This window comes from Kribbella sp. NPDC050459 (assembly GCF_040655315.1).
Lineage (GTDB): Bacteria > Actinomycetota > Actinomycetes > Propionibacteriales > Kribbellaceae > Kribbella.
In genome coordinates this window covers 538,634-556,806 of the sequence record NZ_JBFAJQ010000001.1, presented here as the reverse complement: position 1 = coordinate 556,806, position 18,173 = coordinate 538,634, and the positions used below count along the sequence as shown (strand labels likewise).

Below are 18,173 nucleotides of genomic sequence, written 5' to 3'. Positions count from 1 at the left end.
CTAGGAGTTCCCGTTCTCGCAGGCGATTCCGTCGCCGTTGCGGTCCAGGGCCGCGGTGTAGCCGGGGTCGCCGCGATACAGCGGCGCCATGCCGGCGGCGCGGACCTCGGCGCAGTTGCGGTACACGACGGACGGGGTGCTGCTCGGGGTCGCCGACGGGGTGGCGGTCGTCGTACCGGAGGTCGGCGGGCTCGTGCTCGGGGCGGCCGGGGTCGTCGGGGTGGTGCTCGGCGTGGCGCTCGGGGTGCTTGTGGACGGAGTGCTTGTCGACGGGGTGCCCGTGGACGAGGTGCCTGTGGTGGGGGCGGTCGTCGTCGGCGCTGCCGGGGTCCCCGTCGTACCGGTGGTCGGGGTTGTCGTCGTCGGGTCGCTCGGGGTGCCGGGCGTCCCGGTCGGAGTGCCGGACGTCGTCGTACCGGTGGTCGAGCTGTCCGGGGCGGCGGCTGTCCACGGGGTGGCCGGGGTCCAGGCCGTGCTCCACGGCGTACCGGCCTGCAGGGGCTTGCCAACCGGGAGCGACGGCCGGGCGCTCGACCGCGACGTACCTTCCGAGCGGCCGTCCGGCGGGGTCGAGGAGCCGACTGAGGACGGCGGCTGCGAGTCGGCGGTGTTGTGCGATCCGGTCGGGACGAAGAACCAGGCGCCGGCGGCCGTGACCACGACTGCCGCGACGACGCCGAGCTTCAGGAGCGGTAGGCGCCGACGGCTGTGCCGCGCTCCGAACTTCCGTGCATGTCGACCTAGGCGGAACTGCCTCACGAGAAAAACCCTTCACCCCCAGGCCGAGAGGCAGCCTACCCAATTCATACGCTTCAATCGAAGCTCACGTTGTGTGGTGACTCGCTAACGGTCCCGCAGGATCTTCCGGATCGCCGCCACCCGGTCGGCGTACGACGCCTCGCCGCCGCGGCGGGTGGGCTTGTAGTAGTCGGTGCCGTCGATCACGTCCGGCGCGTACTGCTGCGGGACGATGCCGCGCGGGTCGTCGTGCGAGTACTGGTACGACGAGCCGTGGCCGAGCTTCTTCGCGCCGGCGTAGTGCGCGTCCCGCAGATGCGGCGGCACCGGGCCGACCTTGCCGGCCTTCACGTCCGCGATCGCGGCGTCGACGGCCGTGATGACCGCGTTGGACTTGGGCGCGAGCGCGAGCGCGACGACCGCCTGCGCGAGGTTGATACGGGCTTCCGGCATCCCGATCAGCTGGACCGCCTCCGCGGCCGCGACGGCGACGCCGAGCGCGGTCGGGTCGCCCATACCGATGTCCTCGCTGGCCGAGATCACCAGCCGGCGGGCGATGAACCGCGGGTCCTCCCCCGCCTCGATCATCCGGGCCAGATAGTGCATCGCGGCGTCCACGTCGGACCCGCGGATCGACTTGATCAGCGCCGACGCCACGTCGTAGTGCTGGTCCCCGGCCCGGTCGTACCGCACGGCGGCCCGGTCGACGGCCGTCTCCAACGTGACGAGATCGATCAACGCCCGCTCGGCGGTGTCCTGCTCGGCCGGCCCGTCCTGCTCGGCCGAGGCGTACTTCAGCGCTTGCTCGTGCTTGGCGCGGGCGCCGCCGGCCGCGGCCTCCAGGTAGGTGAGGGCGCGGCGGGCGTCGCCGCCGGCCATCCGGAGCAGGTGGTCGCGGGCGTCGGCGGCCAGCTCGAACTCGTCGTTCAGCCCGCGGTCGTCGACGAGCGCGCGGTCGAGCAGGGTGGAGATGTCGTCGTCCGTGAGCGACTCGAGCGTGAGCAGCAGACTGCGGGACAGCAGCGGTGAGATGACGCTGAAGAAGGGGTTCTCGGTCGTGGCGGCGACCAGGGTGACCCAGCGGTTCTCCACGCCGGGAAGCAATGCGTCCTGCTGAGCCTTGGTGAAGCGATGGACCTCGTCGATGAACAGCACGGTCTCGACCGCGCCGGTGGCGCGGGACAGGTCCCGGCGGGCGCCGTCGATCACCTGCCGCACGTCCTTCACCCCCGCAGTGACCGCCGACAGCTCGACGAACTTCCGGTTGGTCTGATGCGACACCACCGCCGCGATCGTGGTCTTCCCGGTCCCCGGAGGACCCCAGAGCAGCAGCGACATCGGCTGGTCGCCCTCCACGAGCCGCCGCAACGGCGAGCCCGGCGCCAGCAGGTGCTGCTGGCCGACCAACTCGTCGAGGCTCCGCGGCCGCATCCGCACCGCCAGCGGCGCCGCCGTGTGGTCCATGTCCGCCAGACTGCCGCCACCACGGGCAGGCGCCGGCGCACCAGGAAGATCGAACAACCCATCACTCACGCCAGAAGCCTAACCAGGCCCACCGACAGGCCGCCCATCCGGCGGACGCGGCTACCGGCTGGGTCCGCCGGGACGGTTGTGCGAGCTGCGCAGGCTGCGGGTGTCACGGCGAGTCGCGGGCGGCGGGGTGTCGAGCGAATCGGCGATGCCCTTGCGTACGGAGCGCAGCTGGGCCTGCGCGGGATCGAGTCGGGTCGCGACAGCCTGGTCGTGGTCCCGCCAGGCATCGGCGGTTCCTTTGACGTACAGCGCGATCGCCGGCACCCGCATCGCGAGCTCGGCCCAGAGCGGCGCACCGGTCAGCCCCACTCCCGCGCTGTAGGCAAAGAACGCCCCGCTGATCCTCGCCTGCCGAAAGAGCGTCGGACGCCGGTCGATCGGCGCCTCCTGCTTCCGGGCGAGGTGACGGCGATCGTCCATGAACTGCTGCCCCTGCTGGACCAGGTCGTCGGCAGCCCGCCGCAGCGGCTCACTGACCCGGACCTGCGCTCCCTCGGCGATCACGTCCCGCAGCAGGCAGGCGCGGCCCAGCCGGGTCAGGGACTGCCCGAGCCATTCGTCGTCGCGGGCAGGCACATCCGCTCGCCCGCCGTACGCGTCCTCGAACTCCTTGCGGAGGTCCGCGACGGTGGTGGTCGGCATCGTCCGGCCGTCCATCGCGGCCCTGGTGACCGCCTGGGCGGAGGCCTCCTCGAGACTGAGTCCCCACTGGTTGTCGGGGTCGAGCGACAGGTCGGCCGCCGCGGCCAGGATCTGTTCGGCGTCGGACCCCTCCGGATCCAGGCGTACGTCGTCCAAGTCCAGCCTGCGCCACCAGTACGCGAGGCGGTCCGCGGTTCTGCGCGCCTGGTCGCTCGCCTGCGCCGGGAACGACCGCTCGTACCGATCGAGGGCCAGGAGGGCCTCAGCGGCGAACAGGTCCACCACCTGCTGGGCGGCGGCCAGCTCGTCCCGGGTGGGTTCCCGCCGTTCGGCCCGCGGGATCACTGCCGGCCGTCCAGCTCGGCCTGGACTCGCTCGACCGCCTCCGCCCGGCGTTTGAGCCGGTCGAACCGCTCGGACTTCTCCGGATCGGCCGGCTGGTAGTCGGCGTCCTCTGCCGCCTCGACCGGGATGTACCACCAGCGCCCGGCGTACCAGGTCGGACCAACCTCCATCTCCGCGAGCATCGGCGTCGCCTCGCCGGAGTCGAGCAGTTCACGCATGCGGTCTTGCGTAACGTAGTCGGTCACCTACCCGACTGTAGGACGCCGAGGGGCGAACACGAGGTGCCAGGTGCCGCTGCGTCGCAGCAGGACGAGCGTCGGGACCTGCAGGACGACGATGGTCGCGACGGTGATCACCGGGTCGGTCGCCGGGACCACGGAGATCGGCAGCGTGTAGGCCACCACGACGCGCACGATCCCGTCGATGATCGTGGCGATCCCCCACCACACCGTGATCCACTTCCACGCGTCGCGGAACCGCGCGTTCGTCTCCCAGAGCCGGTCCATCACCGCAGCCCGGCGCGCGAACAGCGCCCGGGTCACGACGTACGTCATCGGTTGCGGGTGCCGCAGCGACCACAAGGTGATGCCCGCGAACGGCAGGCTGATCCACGCGTTGCGGACCAGCAGCAGGCGTGCGTCCCCACCCATCACCGCGACGACCGTGCTCGCCACCATGCTGATCACCACGGCCATCCCGAGCAGGTCGGTACGCCGGGTGCGCGCCAGCGAGATCGCCGAACTGATCAGCCCTGGGACCACACCGACGACCAGTGCGGTCAGGTCACTCGCTCCGAGCGCTTTGAGGCCGTAGAACAGCGCGAGCGGGACGGCGATGTCGACGACGAGCAGCCAGGGGCCTTTGTGCGTGGGCATGCGGCGAGCTTCGCCGAGGCAGCCGCCGGCCGGCATCGAGCCGACGGCTGTTCACCCCTAGACCAAAGTCTCAGTCCTTCTTCTTCGCGGCCTCGTCGTCATCGTCGTCATCGGCGGCGCGGAGCTCCTCCGGGAGGTCCTCGTCGTCGAGGTCGCGGAGTTCCTCGGGGAGCTCGTCCGCGTCGAATTCCTCGGGGAGGATCTCCTCGGGCTCGGCGCCCGACTCCGGCTTGATCGCGTTCCGGAGGCGGCCGAGGATCCGGTCGGCCTCGGTGCCGAACGGGTTGTCGTTGACCAGGTAGGTCCAGGTCGCGGTCGGCCGCGGGATCCCGCTGGCCTCCTCGTTCAGGCCGTCGGCGCCGATCTCGGCGTCCGCGAACGTCTCGGCCGCGTCCTTCCAGGCGTCCTCGATCAGCGTGTCGAACGACGCGATCGCCGACTTGTTGAACTCGTCGATCGGCTTCAGGTGCACGATGCCGCCGGCCAGCGAGCGCAGGTGGATGCCCTCGCGCAGGTCCGCGAGGTAGGCCAGGTGGTCGGTCCAGCGTCGGTCCAGGTGCCGCAGCGCGATCCGCCGCGCCGCGCTCTTCACCACGTCCTCGCCGACCTCGTCGACCAGCTCGTCGTACCGCTCCTTGGCGCGGTCGGCCAGCTCGGTCGCGGCCAGGTCCTCGGTCAGCACCTGCTCGCGGGTCTCGAGCAGGATCGCGCGCTGCTGCCCGGTCAGCCGGTTGTACTGCCAGGTGGTCCGGTGCAGCTCGGCGTTGGCGCCGTCCGCGACCCGCTGCGCGTGCTCCAGCATCCCGATCGACTTGCGGTCGGTCAGTCGCCCGGTGTCGTCCGGGTGCGGCCGGAGACCGGACGACACGGAGTACCGCGTCACCAGCTCGTCGGCGAGCGAGGCGAAGAACAGCGATCCGCCCGGGTCGCCCTGCCGCCCGGCGCGACCGCGCAGCTGGTCGTCCAGCCGTCGCGACGCGTGCAGACCGGTACCGATCACGTACAGGCCGCCGAGCTCGATGGCCTTGTCCTTGTCGTGCGTCTCGTCCTTGCCGCCGAGCCGGATGTCGGTACCGCGGCCGGCCATCTGGGTCGACACGGTCACCGTGCCCGGCACGCCGGCCTCCGCGATGATCGCCGCCTCCTCGGCGTCGTTCTTCGCGTTCAGGACGACGTGCTCGATGCCGGCCGCCGCGAGCTGGTCGCTGAGCTGCTCGGACTCCTCGACGCTGTGCGTCCCGATCAGGATCGGCCGGCCGGTCTCGTGTACCTCGCCGATGTGCTTGACCAGTGCCTCGTTCTTCTGGTCGACGGTCAGGTACAGCCGGTCCGGGTCGTCCTTGCGGATGTTCGGCTTGTTCGGCGGGACGACGGCGACCTCGACGTCGTAGAACTCCTGCAGCGACTCCCCGACGACAACCGCCGTACCGGTCATGCCGCACAGGGACTTGTAGCGCTTGATCAGCGCCTGCACGGTGATGCTGTCGAGCACCTCGCCGGAGTCGCTGACCGGCACCGCTTCCTTCGCCTCGACGGCGGCCTGCAAACCGTCGGGCCAGCGCTGCAGCTTCGCGATCCGGCCGCGGTTGTTGTTGATCAGGCTGACCTTGCCGTCGCGGACCAGGTAGTCGACGTCCTTGCGCAGCAGCACCTCGGCGTGCAGCGCGACGTTGATCTGGGTCAGCCGGTCGAGGTTCTCGTCGTCGTACAGGTTGTACGTCGGACGCTCGGGCTCGGCCGCAGCCTCAACCTCGCCGTCCACGTCCTCAGCTGCCTCGTCGGCCTCGCCGTCCTCAGCCGCCCCGTCGGCCTCGTCCGCCTCAGCTGTCTCGGTCGCCGGCTCGGCTACGGCTACGGCTGAGGCCTCGCCGTCCTCAGCCGCCCCGTCGGCCTCGTCCGCCTCAGCTGTCTCGGTCGCCGGCTCGGCTACGGCTACGGCTGCGCGTTCGCCGAGGGCAGCCTCGACCTTGTCGGTGCCCCGGTCGGTCAGCGCGACGGTGCGGCCGTCGCCGTCGATCTCGTAGTCGACGCCCGCGCGCAGCGTCCGGACCAGCTGGACGACGTCGTCGTCGAGGGCCTCGTTGCGGGTCGCGCCGGCCAGCACCATCGGCACCCGGGCCTCGTCGATCAGCACCGAGTCGGCCTCGTCGACGAGCGCCACGTCCGGCTCGACGGTGACCCGGTCCGCCACGTCGGTGACGAGACGGTCCCGCAGCACGTCGAAGCCGATCTCGCTGACCGGGACGTAGCAGACCTCCGCCTGGTACGCCTCGCGGCGCTCCTGCGGGGTGGACGCCTGGCCGACATGCGACACGGTGACGCCGAGCAGCTCGTACACCGGGCCCATCCACTCGGCGTCGCGCTTGGCCAGGTAGTCGTTGACCGCCAGCACATGGACCTTGCGGCCGCCGACGGCGTACCCGGCGGCGGCGATCGCGCCGGCCAGCGTCTTGCCCTCACCGGTCGCCATCTCGACGATCCGGCCCTGCAGCATCGCCAGCGCGCCGACGACCTGGCCGTCGAACGCGCGCTCGCCGATCGCCCGCTTGCCCGCGTCCCGCGCCAGCGCGAGGAACTCGATCTGCTCGTCCTCGTGCAGCCCGCCGGTGGTCCGCAGCTCCGCGACCGCCTCGGTGAGCTCTTCGTCGGTCAGGGAGAGGACCGATTCCTCCGCCTCGCCGACCAGCTGGGTGAGCCGTTCGTACGGGCCGAGATCGATCGAGCCGGGGCGCTGCAGCAGCCGGCGGAAGCGAGAAGCGATTTTCAGGGCCATGATGCAGGAAACGTACAGCCTCGGCCGGTCGTTCCGCGCGTCAGGTCCGGTGTGTTACGGCGTCCATTGGTACGGCGTGGTTCTGGTGACCGCGTGCAGGCCGAGTTTTTGGAGGATCGGGCGGGAGTCCTCGGACGCGTCGACCCGGAGGAACTCGTAGCCGCGGTCCTTCGCGAGCTGCGCGCGGTGCACGAGGAGCGCGCTGTAGAGGCCCTGACGCCGCCACTGCGGCAGCGTGCCGCCGCCCCACAGACTGGCGAACCCGGTGCCCGGGTGGAACCGCACCCACGCGGCGGAGACGGCCGGGCCTTGCGCACCTTTGAGCGCGTCCTCGACCAGGAAGACGGACAGCCGGTCCGGGAACATCCGCGCCTCGCCCTGCAACTGCTCCACGATCCGTGCCAGCCCGCTGTCCCACAGGCTGTGCGTGAGTTCGGCGATCCGCTGGTAGTCCTCCGGTCCATCGGCCTCCCGCAGCCGGACCTTCGACGGCAACGCCGACGGCCGCTCCAGGATCCGGTCCACCTCGCCGAGGATCAGCGTCTCCGGATCCCCCGGCACGAATCCGGCACGAACCAGCCGCTCACCGACGTCGGCCGGCTCGTCGTACGCGTACGTCTTCCACTCGAACGGCAGGCCGCGCTCCCGGAAGAACGCCACCTCTCGCGCGATCACCGCGTCCGGGTCGTCCCCGAGGCCGCGCGGGGCCTCCACGAAACCGGCCCCGTCCGGCCCCTCGACGTACGACCGATGGACCAGACCCTCGTGCTCCTGTTTCCAGCCGGGGATCGCATCCGCGTCCGGCAGCCGGATCCGGCGGTGGAACACGTCGAGAAGTTCGTCAGGAGTCATCTGCGCAGTCAACCAACCAGGACCTTCGGGCGTCCAACGAGTAAGTCCTTGAAGGGGGGACACCATGAGAATTCACCACATCACCCCCAAGGCGATCCTCACCGCGGCCGCGGTGCTCGCAGTCCCGGCCGCGGCCTTCGCGGCCCCGTCCGTCGCCGGATCGTCCGCCGCCCCCCGAACCGCCGCCCCGCTCACCTCCGCGTCCGTCTCCTGCCCGACGGGCTGGGGCTCGTTGCCCGAGGCCAACAACAGGGTGCGGGCCGCGACGCCCGCCACCACGGCCGTGACCGGCGTCCGGACCGGACGGCACGCATGCTTCGACCGGTTCGTCGTCGACATGACCGGTGGTCCGACCGGGTACGACGTCCGCTACGTCAGCAGCGTCCACCAGGACGGCTCGGGGTTCCTCGTCCCGCTGCGCGGCGGGGCGAAGCTGCAGATCGTCGTCCGCGCGCCGGCGTACGACATCGACACCGGCAAGACGACGTACGCGCCGAAGAACGCCAAGGAACTGACGAACGTGCGTGCGTACAGCACGTTCCGGCAGGTCGCGTTCGCCGGCAGTTTCGAGGGACAGACGACGATCGGACTGGGCGTCCGCGCCCGGCTCCCGTTCCGGGTCTTCACCCTCGCGGGGCCGGGCTCGGCCTCCCGGCTCGTGGTGGACGTCGCCCACCACTGGTGACCGCCCTCCCAGCGGCCGCCCGATCCCACCCGGGCGGCCGCGCCTGCTTGTTTAGGGAAGCACTCGGTTGAGCAGGTCGTAGAAGCTGTTCGCGAGGATCAGCTCGTACGGATCGGTGAGCAGCGGCCCGAGTTCGGCCATGTCGGACGGCGTCCACGACCAGGCGCCGATCAGCCCCGACACGAACAGCGGGCTCGCACCGTCCCAGTTCGCGATCCGCCGGTCCAGCGCCGCCTTGAACTCCGCCGCCTTGCCGGGCGCGCCCCAGCCGCCGGTGATCGGGATACCGCCCTGCCGGACGGTGAGCGGATCGCCGTCCCAGGTCTGCATGATCCCCTTGGTCGGCGTGTACTCGGCGAACCCCTCGGCGATCTCTTTGGACAGCGGGACCCAGGTGTTGTTCTCGCGACCGCTGTACGCGTAGATCACGTCCAGCGCGGTGCGGCGCATGAACGAGCCGGTCATCTTCAGGTACTCCGTGAGCTCGTCGGGCTTCCACGAGGCGGGGTACGTGTACCCGCCGCCGGACGGGCCGCAGACCAGCAGGTCGTTCGCGGTCGCGGTGCGCTGGAAGTAGCTGTAGATGTTGGGGCCCGACTCGGCCAGCAGCGGGCTGATCGTCCAGTTGGTCGGCACCTGGCCGCGCTTCGGGTCGTCCCAGATCTCCCGCAGCCGGCGCTGGCAGTACTGGATGTTGTCGCCCTCACCGAAGGTCAGCGTCACGTAGACCTTGTTCTTCGGCTTGTCGATGCGCCGGATCGGCCGGGGCTTGTCGGAGATCGGGTCCGCCATCCCGGCGTGCACGGTGCCGTTCATGTAGAAGTCGGCCGCGACCACGGGCGAGCCGCCCTTGCTCGCGAGGTCGACGCCGTCCCACTCACCGGAGACGTCGTTCGCGAACCAGCCCATGTACGGCGCCAGCGTCGGGTACTTCGCGTAGTGCTCGATGAGCAGGTCGCCCGTCGCACCACCCGGCGGCAGCCAACTCACCAGGGCCTTGGTTGCCACCACATAGTCGCGGAAGTACGGGAACGGCTCGATGCGGGTCGGCGACGTGTCGGTCGCGGACACCAGGTACTGGTTCCACATCTCCACGGTGACGACGAGAGACGTCGTACCCGCGGGCGGTTCGAAGCGGTAGATCCAGTAGTTGCCGCCGTCGGCGAAGCGGTTGGCCTCACCGCCGATCGACGAGTGCGAGCCGTCGAACAGGTACGGCGCCTCCTCCGGGCTGTTCGGCTCGAAGCGGGCGATCTCGGCGCCGTTGGCCGTCACCACCACGTGCCGGACCGAGGCGCCCCAGCCGTCGTCGGTGAACGAGTCCGCGAACCGGACGTAGACGGCCTCCTTGCCGAGCTTGGCGGAGACGTCCAGGTTGTAGGTGCCGCGGTTCGACGAGTCGCGGATCTGCTGGGTCTCGCGGGCGATCTCCAGCCACTGGACGCCCTCGACGTCGACCACGCGGGTCGGCGGGAGGCCGGCGAGCAGCTTGTGCGTGACCTTGCCGAACAGGTTGTCGAGCTGCCAGCGGTAGGTCTTCACGCGGTCGTCGTCGAACATCCCGCGCAGGTCCTTCACGATCCGCAGCCCGTGCGCCTTGGCCTGGTCGGCGTCGGCGACGACCGCGTTCTCGAGGCCGGCGAGCGTCGTCGCCACGTTCAGCGAGTCCGGTACGGCGGGGTCGTGCACGATCGCGCCGCGGATCCGGCCGCGGTACTTCGCGACCAGGTCGAGCGGGTTCTTGTACTCCTTCTTCGGCAGGCGCATGTCGGACAGCCAGCGGGCGTCCGGCACGCTCTCGGTTCCGGTGTCGTAGATGAAGTACAACTCCGGCTCAGTACGGTTGACGATGCCTTGCAACGTTGTCAGCAGGGTCTGGTCTCCCCCGCTGAGTTTGCTGACGTCGCCGTAATCCAGGTGCCTTGGGCGGTTGAACACCGGCAGCAGCCGAGCGGGGCTGCCGGACGTCGATGAAACTGCGGCGTGTGCCTCACCCGCGAGCATCGGAACCACCCCGAACCCACCGGCCGCCACCGCGCCGCCACCCGCCAGGAACGTACGTCTCGAAACCATCGCGACCACTCCCTGAGGTTGACATCGATGTCAAATCAGCCCGGAATCTAGCAACGCGAAGAGAGCGTGTACATAGCTCACTACAACGTTGACCCGACTTTCTTGGAATCGTTTCCGCTGAACCGGTCCAGCGCGTCAGCTCAACGACGACGCGGACCGCATGTGGCCTGTCGTCACGCCGCGGGCGGCTTGCCGGTGGTACGGCGGAATCTGGCGCGGAAGGAGCCGTCGTACTCGAGTTTGGTGTAGCCGGCGGAGTGGACGCCGACGGCGAAGAAGGCGGTGAGGAGGAAGGTGATGCCGGCGATCAGGGAGATGTGCCAGAAGGCTGCCGTGAGGCCGACGAAGGAGGCGCCTTCGGCGAGGGTTTTGGCCACGCTGACCAGGCGTGATCTGGTGACCTGGCGGCGGAACGCTTCCTGACGGTTGAGTACCAGGAGCGCCGCCAGCAACGGGATCGCGACAGCGAAAGCCACGACGCAGATCGTCGCGGTCAGGTCGAGTGGGGACGTGGTCAGGAACGGCTGCACGACGACCAGGCCGGCGGCGCCGAGTCCGCCGTAGATCAGGTTGGACTGCCGGATCCACTCCTCCTGGACCGCCGGATCGGACTTCGCCTCCTCGGCGTCCTCCCGGAGCCGGTAGGCAGCCTCCACAGCGGCGTCCCCAGCCGCGTCGTCGGCTGCGCGGCTCCGCGCCGACTCGGTCTCCTCGCCCATCCGCCCGCCCTCCAAAACGACTGGTCCGCCGTACGGCGGCGAGCCATAGTAAGCGGGGTGCGGTACTACTACCCGGAGCACCTGGCGGCCTACCGACGACTCGAGCGGGAAGGCCTGACCCAGTGGAACGACCTCTTCGAGCAGGACCGGACCGACGACTTCGAGGCCTTCCCGAACCGGGCCTTCCTCGAGCGCGTACTCCCGGAACAACCGGCCGACGTCCTCGAGTACGGCTGCGGCACCGGCGCCGCGGCCTGCTTCCTCGCCGCGCGCGGCTTCCACGTCGACGCGATCGACCTGATCCCCGAAGCGATCCGGCTGGCCCGGCGATTCGCGCAGGAACGCGGCCTGGACGTCAACTTCTCCGTACAGGACGTCTGCGCCATGCCCGCGACGTCCAAGCAGTACGACGTGGTGCTCGACAGCTACTGTCTCCAGTCGATCGTCACGGACGCGGACCGCTCCCGCGTCCTCACCGCCGTACGCGACCGCCTGAAACCGAACGGCCGGTACATCCTCTCGACCGCCATGTACGATCCGACCCGCGTCTACGAGGACGACTTCCGGTACGACGCCACCACCGGCATCTGCTACCAGAAGACCACCGCCCCGATCGCCGACGCGGTCCACCTCGACAACACCTGGTATCTCCCCCACCGCCGCCACCTGCGCCCCGAAGCGCTGCAGGCCGAATTGCAGCGCGCCGGTTTCCACGTCGTCTCGCAGCAAGGCGGAGACGTCGTGGCTACCAGGCTTGGTTGAGGATCTGGGTGGCCTCTGCCAGGGACAGGCCGGCTTCGCGGGCGGTGCGGGCGAGGTTGACGGCGGCAGTGTGGGTGGCCGCGTCGTTGATCTGGCTGCGCGAGGCGAGGACGAAGGTGCCGTTGCGGCCGCGGGTCTCGACCAGCTGGTCGGCTTCCAGCTCCTTGTAGGCGCGGGCGACGGTGTTCACCGCCAGCCCGAGGTCGAGCGACAGCTGGCGTACGGTCGGCAGCCGGGTCCCGCGGGCCAGTTCGCCGGCCCGGATCAGCGCCTCGATCTGCGAGCGGACCTGCTCGTACGGCGGTGTCAGCCCGACCGGATCGACTGTGATGTCCATCCGGTCAGCATCTCAGGTGAAGTCCTCCGCCGTGTACGGCCGCTGCTCCACGAGGACGAGCCAGTTCCCCGAGTTGTCCCGCAGCACCGCCTCCACGCCGTACGGCCGGTCCGACGGCTCCTGGATGTACTCGACCCCCTTGGCGGTCAGCTCGGTGAACGTCTTGCGGCAGTCGTCGGTGGCGATGCCGAACCCGTGCATCGTGCCCTTCGCCATCATCCGCTTGATCGCCGCCGTGGACTCCTCGTCGAGCGGCGGACCCGGCAGCGCGAGCTGCAGTTCCAGCTCGGGATGATCGGCGTGGTGCACCGTGCACCAGCGGAAGTCGGGCAGCTTCACATCGGTGTTCAGCACGAACCCGAGCTTGCCGGTGTAGAACGCCAGCGCCTCGTCGATGTCGTCGACGAACACGCTGATCAGGCTGATGTTGGTGATCACAAGTTCCTCCTGGAGATCGGGTGTCGGCACGACGTTAGGCGCCGGACTCCCCCGCCGGCTTCTCCGGAATTGCGGAGTTGAGTCCGAGCATGAAAACGAAACAGCCAGGGATCCGCGCGCCGCTCTGGGTCCGCTGGTACTGCGTCGGCGGCATCCCGACCAGCTCGGTGAACCGCTGCGAGAACGACCCGAGGCTGCTGTACCCGACCAGCCCGCAGACCTCGGTCACGGTCAGGTTGGTCGCCCGGAGCAGATCGGTCGCGCGCTCGATCCGCCGCCGCGTCACGTACTGCATCGGCGTCTCGCCGTACGTCGCGGCGAAGCACCGCAGGAAGTGGTACTTCGAGACACCGGCCGCGGACGCCAGCGCCGCCAGGTCGAGCGGCTCGGCATAGTTGCGGTCAGCAACGTCCCGCGCCCGCCGCAGGTGCGGGAGCAGCTCCACCGGTACGTCGCTCACACCGCCGAGCCTAGATAGTTTCGGCGGGCACCGAAAGACTGGCACTGGCACCGCGCGCCGGCGGATCGTACGGCGCATGAGAGTCGGACAAGGTGGGACCGCACACGCCGGACGGCAGCGCCGTGGAGCTGTACGAGCTCACGCAGGCGCACGGCGAGGACGAGCTGATCAACGCCGCGATCGATCCGGGCAGCAGCATCCTCGAGCTCGGCTGCGGCACCGGGCGGATCACCCGTCCGCTGGTCGCCGTCGGCCACCACGTGGTCGCCGTCGACGAGTCCGCGGAGATGATCGCCCGGATCACCGGGACCGAGACGATCCGGGCGACGATCGGCGATCTGCGGCTGGAGCGGAGGTTCGACGTCGTGCTGATGATGTCGTTCCTGATCAACGTCGCCGACGACGCCGAACGCCTCCGCCTGCTCCGGACCTGCGCCCATCACGTCCGCCCTGGCGGCGCGGTCCTCCTCCAGCAGGAGATTCCGGGCACCAGGCACGCCCCCGCGACCATGGAACGCGAACACAGCACGATGGTGATCTCCGAGGTCGAGGACCTCCCCGACGGCGTCCAGGCCGCCACCCTGACCCACACCATCGACGGCCGCTCCTGGTCCCAGCGCATCGTGACCAAGAACCTGTCCGAGGACGCGCTGGACGCCCAACTGGCCGAGGCCGGACTGCGCCGCGCCGGCTATCTCACTCCCGACAGGATGTGGGTACGTGCACAACCGGTTTGAATACCCGATCGACGTGTAGCTTGGCTGCATGTCGCGCACGGTGCTCCCCTCACAGCGGTGTGAGCTGCGCGCGGCCGAGCTCAGGCGGTTGCTGCGGCAGCGCCGGGCCGGATGGGCTTGATCGATCGGCGGTCGGTCGTTTCCGGACGGGACATCGACCCGTTCGGCTCATCCAGCGCGAAGGGTTCGTTCTGTGTCAACTGTGCTTTGCGTACCGCAATGGCAAGGATCCGCAGCCGGGTCCGCATCGTTTCTGGCCGACGGCGCTCGCCGGACATCCGCCCTCGTCCCGGCGGATCGAGTGGTGACGGTGGAAGTTCCGGAGTCCGACTCGCCGATGGCCGACGGTGTGCGCGCCGCCGCCGCGCTGGTCGCCGTACAGCGGGCGACCAAGGCGGCGCTCGGGACGGTTGACGACTTCGTCCTGACCGCCGGCGGGGACTGTGCGGTGGACCTCGTCCCGATCTCCGCGGCAGCCGAGCGGTACGGCGAGGATCTGACGGTGCTGTGGATCGACGCCAACACCGACGTGTACGGGCCGGGCGATCCGTTCTCCGGCGCGTTCCACGGCATGGTGGTTCGTACGCTGCTCGGCGACGGCCCGCCCGCGTTGTCGCCGAAGCGGCCGCTCACGCCGCACCAGGTCGTCTTCACCGGCGTCCGGGTGATCGACGACTGCGAGCAGGAGTATCTGCGGAGCAAAGGTCTTCGTCCGTACGGCGTGAATGATCTGGAGGCGGCCGTCGACGGCTTGCAGGGGCCGCTGTACGTGCATGTGGACCTGGACGTCCTGGACCCGGCCGAGTTCGCCTCCGTCGGCTACTCCTATCCCGCCGGCCCGTCGGTCGCCCGCGTGCTGGACCTGATCGCCGGCCTCGACGACGTGGTCGGCGCCGCGATCACCGAGCACGCTCCGCGGGCGCGGAATCCGCACGAGGAGGAGATCGTCCGCGCCCTCGGAACGGCTCTGCTGCGCTTCGCCTGACTCAGCGACGGCAGGCCGCAGAGGTCTCCCGGGGGTTGTCGGGTCTTGGCCACGGCGCGCATGGTGGTTCGAGGGGCGGCGATCGTCGCAGGGGGTGCGCAGCCGATGAGTCAGTCGAGTGGGCAGTCGAGCGGACAGACGGGTGGGCAAGCGGGAGGGGAGCCGGCGACCGCAGGCCGGGCTGCCGATCCGCAGGTGCTGATGCGGAGCCGGCAGTACCGCGGTCTGCTGGTCGTGTCGGCGCTGGTCGGCATCGCCGTGTCGCTCGCGTCGTGGGGCTTCCTCGAGGGCACCCACTGGCTGCAAGAGGCGGTGTACACCGACCTGCCGAAGACCCTCGGCTTCGACTCGGCTCCCTGGTGGTGGCCGCTGCCGGTGCTCGCGGTGGCCGGACTGGTGATCGCGTTCGCCATCGTGCGACTGCCCGGTCACGGCGGCCACGAACCGTCCCAGGGGTTGAAGACCGGCGCACCGACCACTCCTGTCGAACTGCCCGGCGTCGTCCTGGCCGCCGCCGCCACGGTCGGCATGGGACTGGTCCTCGGACCGGAGGCGCCCTTGCTCGCCCTGGGGGGCGGCGTGGCGCTGTTCCTGGCGGATCGGGCGCGGCGCCCCGTCCCTGACCAGGCCAAGCTCATCCTCGCCGCGGCGGGCGGATTCGCCGCGCTGGCGACGATCTTCGGCTCGCCGGTCATCGGTGCGGTGATCATCATCGAGGCTGCGGGCCTCGGCGGACCGACGCTGCCGCTGATCCTGCTGCCGGGTCTGCTCGCGTCCGGCATCGGCTCCCTGGTCTTCGTCGGGATCGGCCATCTGACCGGCCTGAGCACCAACGCGTTCGCGCTGCCGCCGCTGACGCTCCCGGCCTACCCGATCCCGCGGTTCGTCGACTTCCTCTGGACGATCCCGCTGGCCTTGGTGGCAGCCGCCGGAGTCTTCGCGGTCATGACGCTGGCACGGTACACGCGCTCGCTGGTCGTACGGCGCCCGTTCTTCCTGATTCCGGCCGCCGCCCTGGTGGTCGGTCTGCTGGCCATCGCCTTCGCCCAGATCAGCGGGCAACCCGCCAACGCGGTGCTGTTCTCGGGCCAGGACGAGATGTCCGCAACCCTCAAGGACGCTGCGACCGTCTCGCAGGGCACGATCGCGCTCCTCCTGGTGGCCAAGGCCCTGGCGTGGGGCGTGTCGCTCGGCGCCGCGCGCGGCGGTCCGACGTTCCCCGCCATCTTCCTCGCGCTGGTCGGCGGCCTGCTGGCAGCGGATCTCCCCGGGTTCGCGCAGACCCCGGCCGTCGGCGTCCTGATCGGGGCCTCCGTCGTCGCCGTCCTGAGGCTGCCACTGTCCGCGATCGTGCTCGCTCTGCTGATCACCCGGGCCGGAGGTGGGGTCGCGCCGCTCGTCATCGTGTCGGTGGTCGTGGCCTACATCAGCACGCTGATGCTCTCGGCACGGCGCACGATCACCCCAGAGGGATGATGCCGTTCGCGCGTGCCGCCGGGGATGCTGGCGCTCGCCGGGGCTACGTGTGTGCGAGACGGCCCCGCGCCTGGCGAACGCCAGGTCCAGGGCAGCCGGAAAGAGGTGCCAGATGGCCAACAGTCCGGACGGGGAGGCCGCGCCCGCGACGCAGAGTCGCGTCGGCGGGAGAGACCACGTCGAGGTCGCGCTGCGATCCTTCGGGGTGCCGAACTCGGTGGCCCACGAATTCGACTTCTGGGACGGGAGTTATGAGGGCCGGCGGTTGTTCTCCGAGCTGCTCGGCACGTTCTTCCTCGTCCTCGTCGCCGTCGGCGGCGGCATGGTCAATGCGCGCTTCGGCGGCGACGCGGTCCCGTACGGCGCGCGCGTCGTGTCGCCGGCGCTGATGGTGGCGGCGATCATCCTGTTCATGGGCGCGGTGTCCGGGGCGCACCTGAACCCTGCGGTCAGCGTCGCGTTCGCGCTCCGCGGCGACTTCCCGTGGAAGCGGGTACCGGCGTACATCGTCGCCCAGTTCGTGGGCGCCGGACTCGCCACGCTCCTCCTGGTCGCGCTGATCGGCAAACAGGGCAGCGCGGGGCTGACCCTGCCCGGTTCGGGGATCTCGGGGACCACGGCGATGCTGTGGGAGATCGTGCTGACCACCGGACTCGTGAGCGTGATCCTGGGAACCGCCTCCGGTGCCCAGCAGATCGGCCCGTTCGCTGCACTCGGCGTGGGCAGCTACATCGCGTTGGCCGGGTTGTGGGGATCGGCTGTCAGCGGCGCGTCGATGAACCCGGCGCGTTCGCTCGGACCGGCTCTGGTGCTCAACGACTGGACCGCGTGGTGGGCGTATCTGGTCGGTCCCACCGCGGGCGCCGTCGTCGCCGTCGGTCTTGCCTTCGTACTCCGGGGCCGTGGCGGTGGCCGGAGCGGGATGTCGGCCGCGCAGGGCACCCTCGGTGTGGACTGGCGGACCGGGACGCAGCCGCGCACCGAAGCGCAGGATCCCCGGTCACGCGGTCACTGACCGTCGTCGCCGGGCGGGCGCCGCCGGCCTCGGCCGGGCTGGACGGCGTTCACGACCTTGGCCACGGCCGTCACCAGGAACAACTGGCCGAGCACCATCTCGCCGACCGCGAGGCTCTGGCCCGGGTTCCGCGCCGGCACCAGGTTGCCGTAGCCCGTTGTGGTCAGCGTCGTGAACGAGAAGAACAGGTCCTGGGAGATGTTGCCCTCGCCTTGGGCACCGAAGAACGAACCGTCCTGCAGGACCCCCAAGGCCCGGTAGGAGAACGCGAACGCCATCCCGAGCATCAGGTAGGCGGCGATCGCGCCTAGCAAAGTCTCGAAGTCCACGGTCGGGCGCAGCACCAGGTGCCGGACGATCACGCCGGGCGCGATCAGGTACAGCACGCCGCAGGTCACCGCGATGAGACCGCTGCCGGACGGCCTGTCAGGGACGAACAGATGCAGGACCGCGACACCGGTCGAGGCGAGCAGGACCGCGCTGGCGACAACACGGAGACGGCGCCGGGCCTGCGAGGCCTGGAGCGTCGTCCAGATGGTCGCGATCTGCACGAACAGCACCAGCGACAACGCCCATGACGCCGTGAGCGTCGCCGAGACGGTGTAGGTGACCAGAATGAGCACCAGCACCAGGCCGTAACTGTCAGGCGAGCCGAAGACGTCGCGGAGCGGTCTGGTGCGGCGTCGTGGTCGCCGCACCTGGTGGTCGGGGCTGTCCGCCATCACACT

General features: G+C 70.1%; 20 protein-coding genes. 6 read left to right on the top strand and 14 right to left on the bottom strand.

Annotation, left to right across the window (positions count from 1 at the left end):
* From AB0I12_RS02625 to AB0I12_RS02595, 7 genes are all read right to left on the bottom strand, one after another.
* Positions 1-759, bottom strand: coding sequence for an excalibur calcium-binding domain-containing protein (locus AB0I12_RS02625; RefSeq protein ID WP_359923518.1), 759 nt, complete (start codon positions 757-759; stop codon positions 1-3).
* An 84-nt stretch (positions 760-843) separates the two neighbouring features.
* Positions 844-2,271 (bottom strand): replication-associated recombination protein A, encoded by a 1,428-nt coding sequence (locus AB0I12_RS02620; protein WP_359923516.1) that lies wholly within the window; start codon positions 2,269-2,271, stop codon positions 844-846.
* Positions 2,272-2,322: 51 nt separating this feature from the next.
* Complete coding sequence (locus tag AB0I12_RS02615; RefSeq protein ID WP_359923515.1) at positions 2,323-3,258, bottom strand: hypothetical protein; 936 nt, start codon at positions 3,256-3,258, stop codon at positions 2,323-2,325.
* Positions 3,255-3,503, bottom strand: coding sequence for a hypothetical protein (locus AB0I12_RS02610; protein ID WP_355691629.1), 249 nt, complete (start codon positions 3,501-3,503; stop codon positions 3,255-3,257). Before AB0I12_RS02610 ends, AB0I12_RS02615 begins: the two co-directional genes overlap by 4 nt.
* Positions 3,504-4,133, bottom strand: coding sequence for a VC0807 family protein (locus tag AB0I12_RS02605; RefSeq protein ID WP_359923512.1), 630 nt, complete (start codon positions 4,131-4,133; stop codon positions 3,504-3,506).
* Between the two features lie 70 nt (positions 4,134-4,203).
* The gene (locus tag AB0I12_RS02600) at positions 4,204-6,906 is read right to left on the bottom strand and encodes an accessory Sec system translocase SecA2 (RefSeq protein ID WP_359923509.1); all 2,703 of its coding nucleotides are present in this window, start codon (positions 6,904-6,906) and stop codon (positions 4,204-4,206) included.
* A 54-nt stretch (positions 6,907-6,960) separates the two neighbouring features.
* Positions 6,961-7,758, bottom strand: a complete 798-nt coding sequence (locus AB0I12_RS02595; protein WP_359923507.1) for a GNAT family N-acetyltransferase — start codon at positions 7,756-7,758, stop codon at positions 6,961-6,963.
* Between the two features lie 64 nt (positions 7,759-7,822).
* On the opposite strand from AB0I12_RS02595, the gene AB0I12_RS02590 reads away from it, so the two are divergent.
* Entirely contained in the window at positions 7,823-8,443 is a 621-nt protein-coding gene (locus AB0I12_RS02590; RefSeq protein WP_359923504.1) for a hypothetical protein, read from the top strand.
* A gap of 51 nt (positions 8,444-8,494) precedes the next feature.
* On the opposite strand, the gene AB0I12_RS02585 is transcribed toward AB0I12_RS02590, so the two are convergent.
* Together AB0I12_RS02585 and AB0I12_RS02580 are read right to left on the bottom strand one after the other, a co-directional pair.
* Positions 8,495-10,516 carry a GxGYxYP domain-containing protein gene (locus AB0I12_RS02585; RefSeq protein ID WP_359923501.1) on the bottom strand — a complete coding sequence of 674 codons (2,022 nt, stop codon included), beginning with the start codon at positions 10,514-10,516 and terminating at the stop codon, positions 8,495-8,497.
* A 173-nt stretch (positions 10,517-10,689) separates the two neighbouring features.
* Positions 10,690-11,235, bottom strand: a complete 546-nt coding sequence (locus AB0I12_RS02580) for a hypothetical protein (RefSeq protein ID WP_359923499.1) — start codon at positions 11,233-11,235, stop codon at positions 10,690-10,692.
* A 57-nt stretch (positions 11,236-11,292) separates the two neighbouring features.
* On the opposite strand from AB0I12_RS02580, the gene AB0I12_RS02575 reads away from it, so the two are divergent.
* Positions 11,293-11,997, top strand: coding sequence for a methyltransferase domain-containing protein (locus tag AB0I12_RS02575; protein WP_359923498.1), 705 nt, complete (start codon positions 11,293-11,295; stop codon positions 11,995-11,997).
* Here the strand turns inward: AB0I12_RS02575 and AB0I12_RS02570 are convergent.
* The 3 genes from AB0I12_RS02570 to AB0I12_RS02560 are packed head-to-tail and all read right to left on the bottom strand — an operon-like array spanning position 11,981 to position 13,232.
* On the bottom strand, positions 11,981-12,334 hold the full coding sequence (locus AB0I12_RS02570; protein WP_359923495.1) for a GntR family transcriptional regulator: 354 nt from the start codon (positions 12,332-12,334) through the stop codon (positions 11,981-11,983). The two genes, AB0I12_RS02575 and AB0I12_RS02570, sit on opposite strands and share 17 nt — an antisense overlap.
* A 12-nt stretch (positions 12,335-12,346) precedes the next feature.
* Positions 12,347-12,772, bottom strand: a complete 426-nt coding sequence (locus tag AB0I12_RS02565; RefSeq protein ID WP_359923492.1) for a VOC family protein — start codon at positions 12,770-12,772, stop codon at positions 12,347-12,349.
* A 34-nt stretch (positions 12,773-12,806) separates the two neighbouring features.
* Entirely contained in the window at positions 12,807-13,232 is a 426-nt protein-coding gene (locus AB0I12_RS02560; RefSeq protein WP_359923490.1) for an AraC family transcriptional regulator, read from the bottom strand.
* A gap of 92 nt (positions 13,233-13,324) precedes the next feature.
* On the opposite strand from AB0I12_RS02560, the gene AB0I12_RS02555 reads away from it, so the two are divergent.
* Positions 13,325-13,969 (top strand): methyltransferase domain-containing protein, encoded by a 645-nt coding sequence (locus AB0I12_RS02555; RefSeq protein WP_359923487.1) that lies wholly within the window; start codon positions 13,325-13,327, stop codon positions 13,967-13,969.
* A gap of 80 nt (positions 13,970-14,049) precedes the next feature.
* Here the strand turns inward: AB0I12_RS02555 and AB0I12_RS02550 are convergent, their stop codons facing one another.
* Positions 14,050-14,247 carry a hypothetical protein gene (locus AB0I12_RS02550; protein ID WP_359923484.1) on the bottom strand — a complete coding sequence of 66 codons (198 nt, stop codon included), beginning with the start codon at positions 14,245-14,247 and terminating at the stop codon, positions 14,050-14,052.
* Positions 14,248-14,273: 26 nt separating this feature from the next.
* On the opposite strand from AB0I12_RS02550, the gene AB0I12_RS02545 reads away from it, so the two are divergent.
* The 3 genes from AB0I12_RS02545 (at position 14,274) to AB0I12_RS02535 (ending at position 17,445) form a co-directional block, all read left to right on the top strand.
* A complete protein-coding gene (locus AB0I12_RS02545; protein ID WP_359923481.1) occupies positions 14,274-14,954 on the top strand; it encodes an arginase family protein in 681 nt (226 codons plus the stop codon).
* A 105-nt stretch (positions 14,955-15,059) separates the two neighbouring features.
* On the top strand, positions 15,060-16,430 hold the full coding sequence (locus tag AB0I12_RS02540; RefSeq protein WP_359923478.1) for a chloride channel protein: 1,371 nt from the start codon (positions 15,060-15,062) through the stop codon (positions 16,428-16,430).
* Between the two features lie 112 nt (positions 16,431-16,542).
* Positions 16,543-17,445 (top strand): MIP/aquaporin family protein, encoded by a 903-nt coding sequence (locus AB0I12_RS02535; RefSeq protein ID WP_359923475.1) that lies wholly within the window; start codon positions 16,543-16,545, stop codon positions 17,443-17,445.
* On the opposite strand, the gene AB0I12_RS02530 is transcribed toward AB0I12_RS02535, so the two are convergent.
* On the bottom strand, positions 17,439-18,167 hold the full coding sequence (locus tag AB0I12_RS02530; protein ID WP_359923472.1) for an ion channel: 729 nt from the start codon (positions 18,165-18,167) through the stop codon (positions 17,439-17,441). The two genes, AB0I12_RS02535 and AB0I12_RS02530, sit on opposite strands and share 7 nt — an antisense overlap.
* Positions 18,168-18,173: the final 6 nt, after the last annotated feature.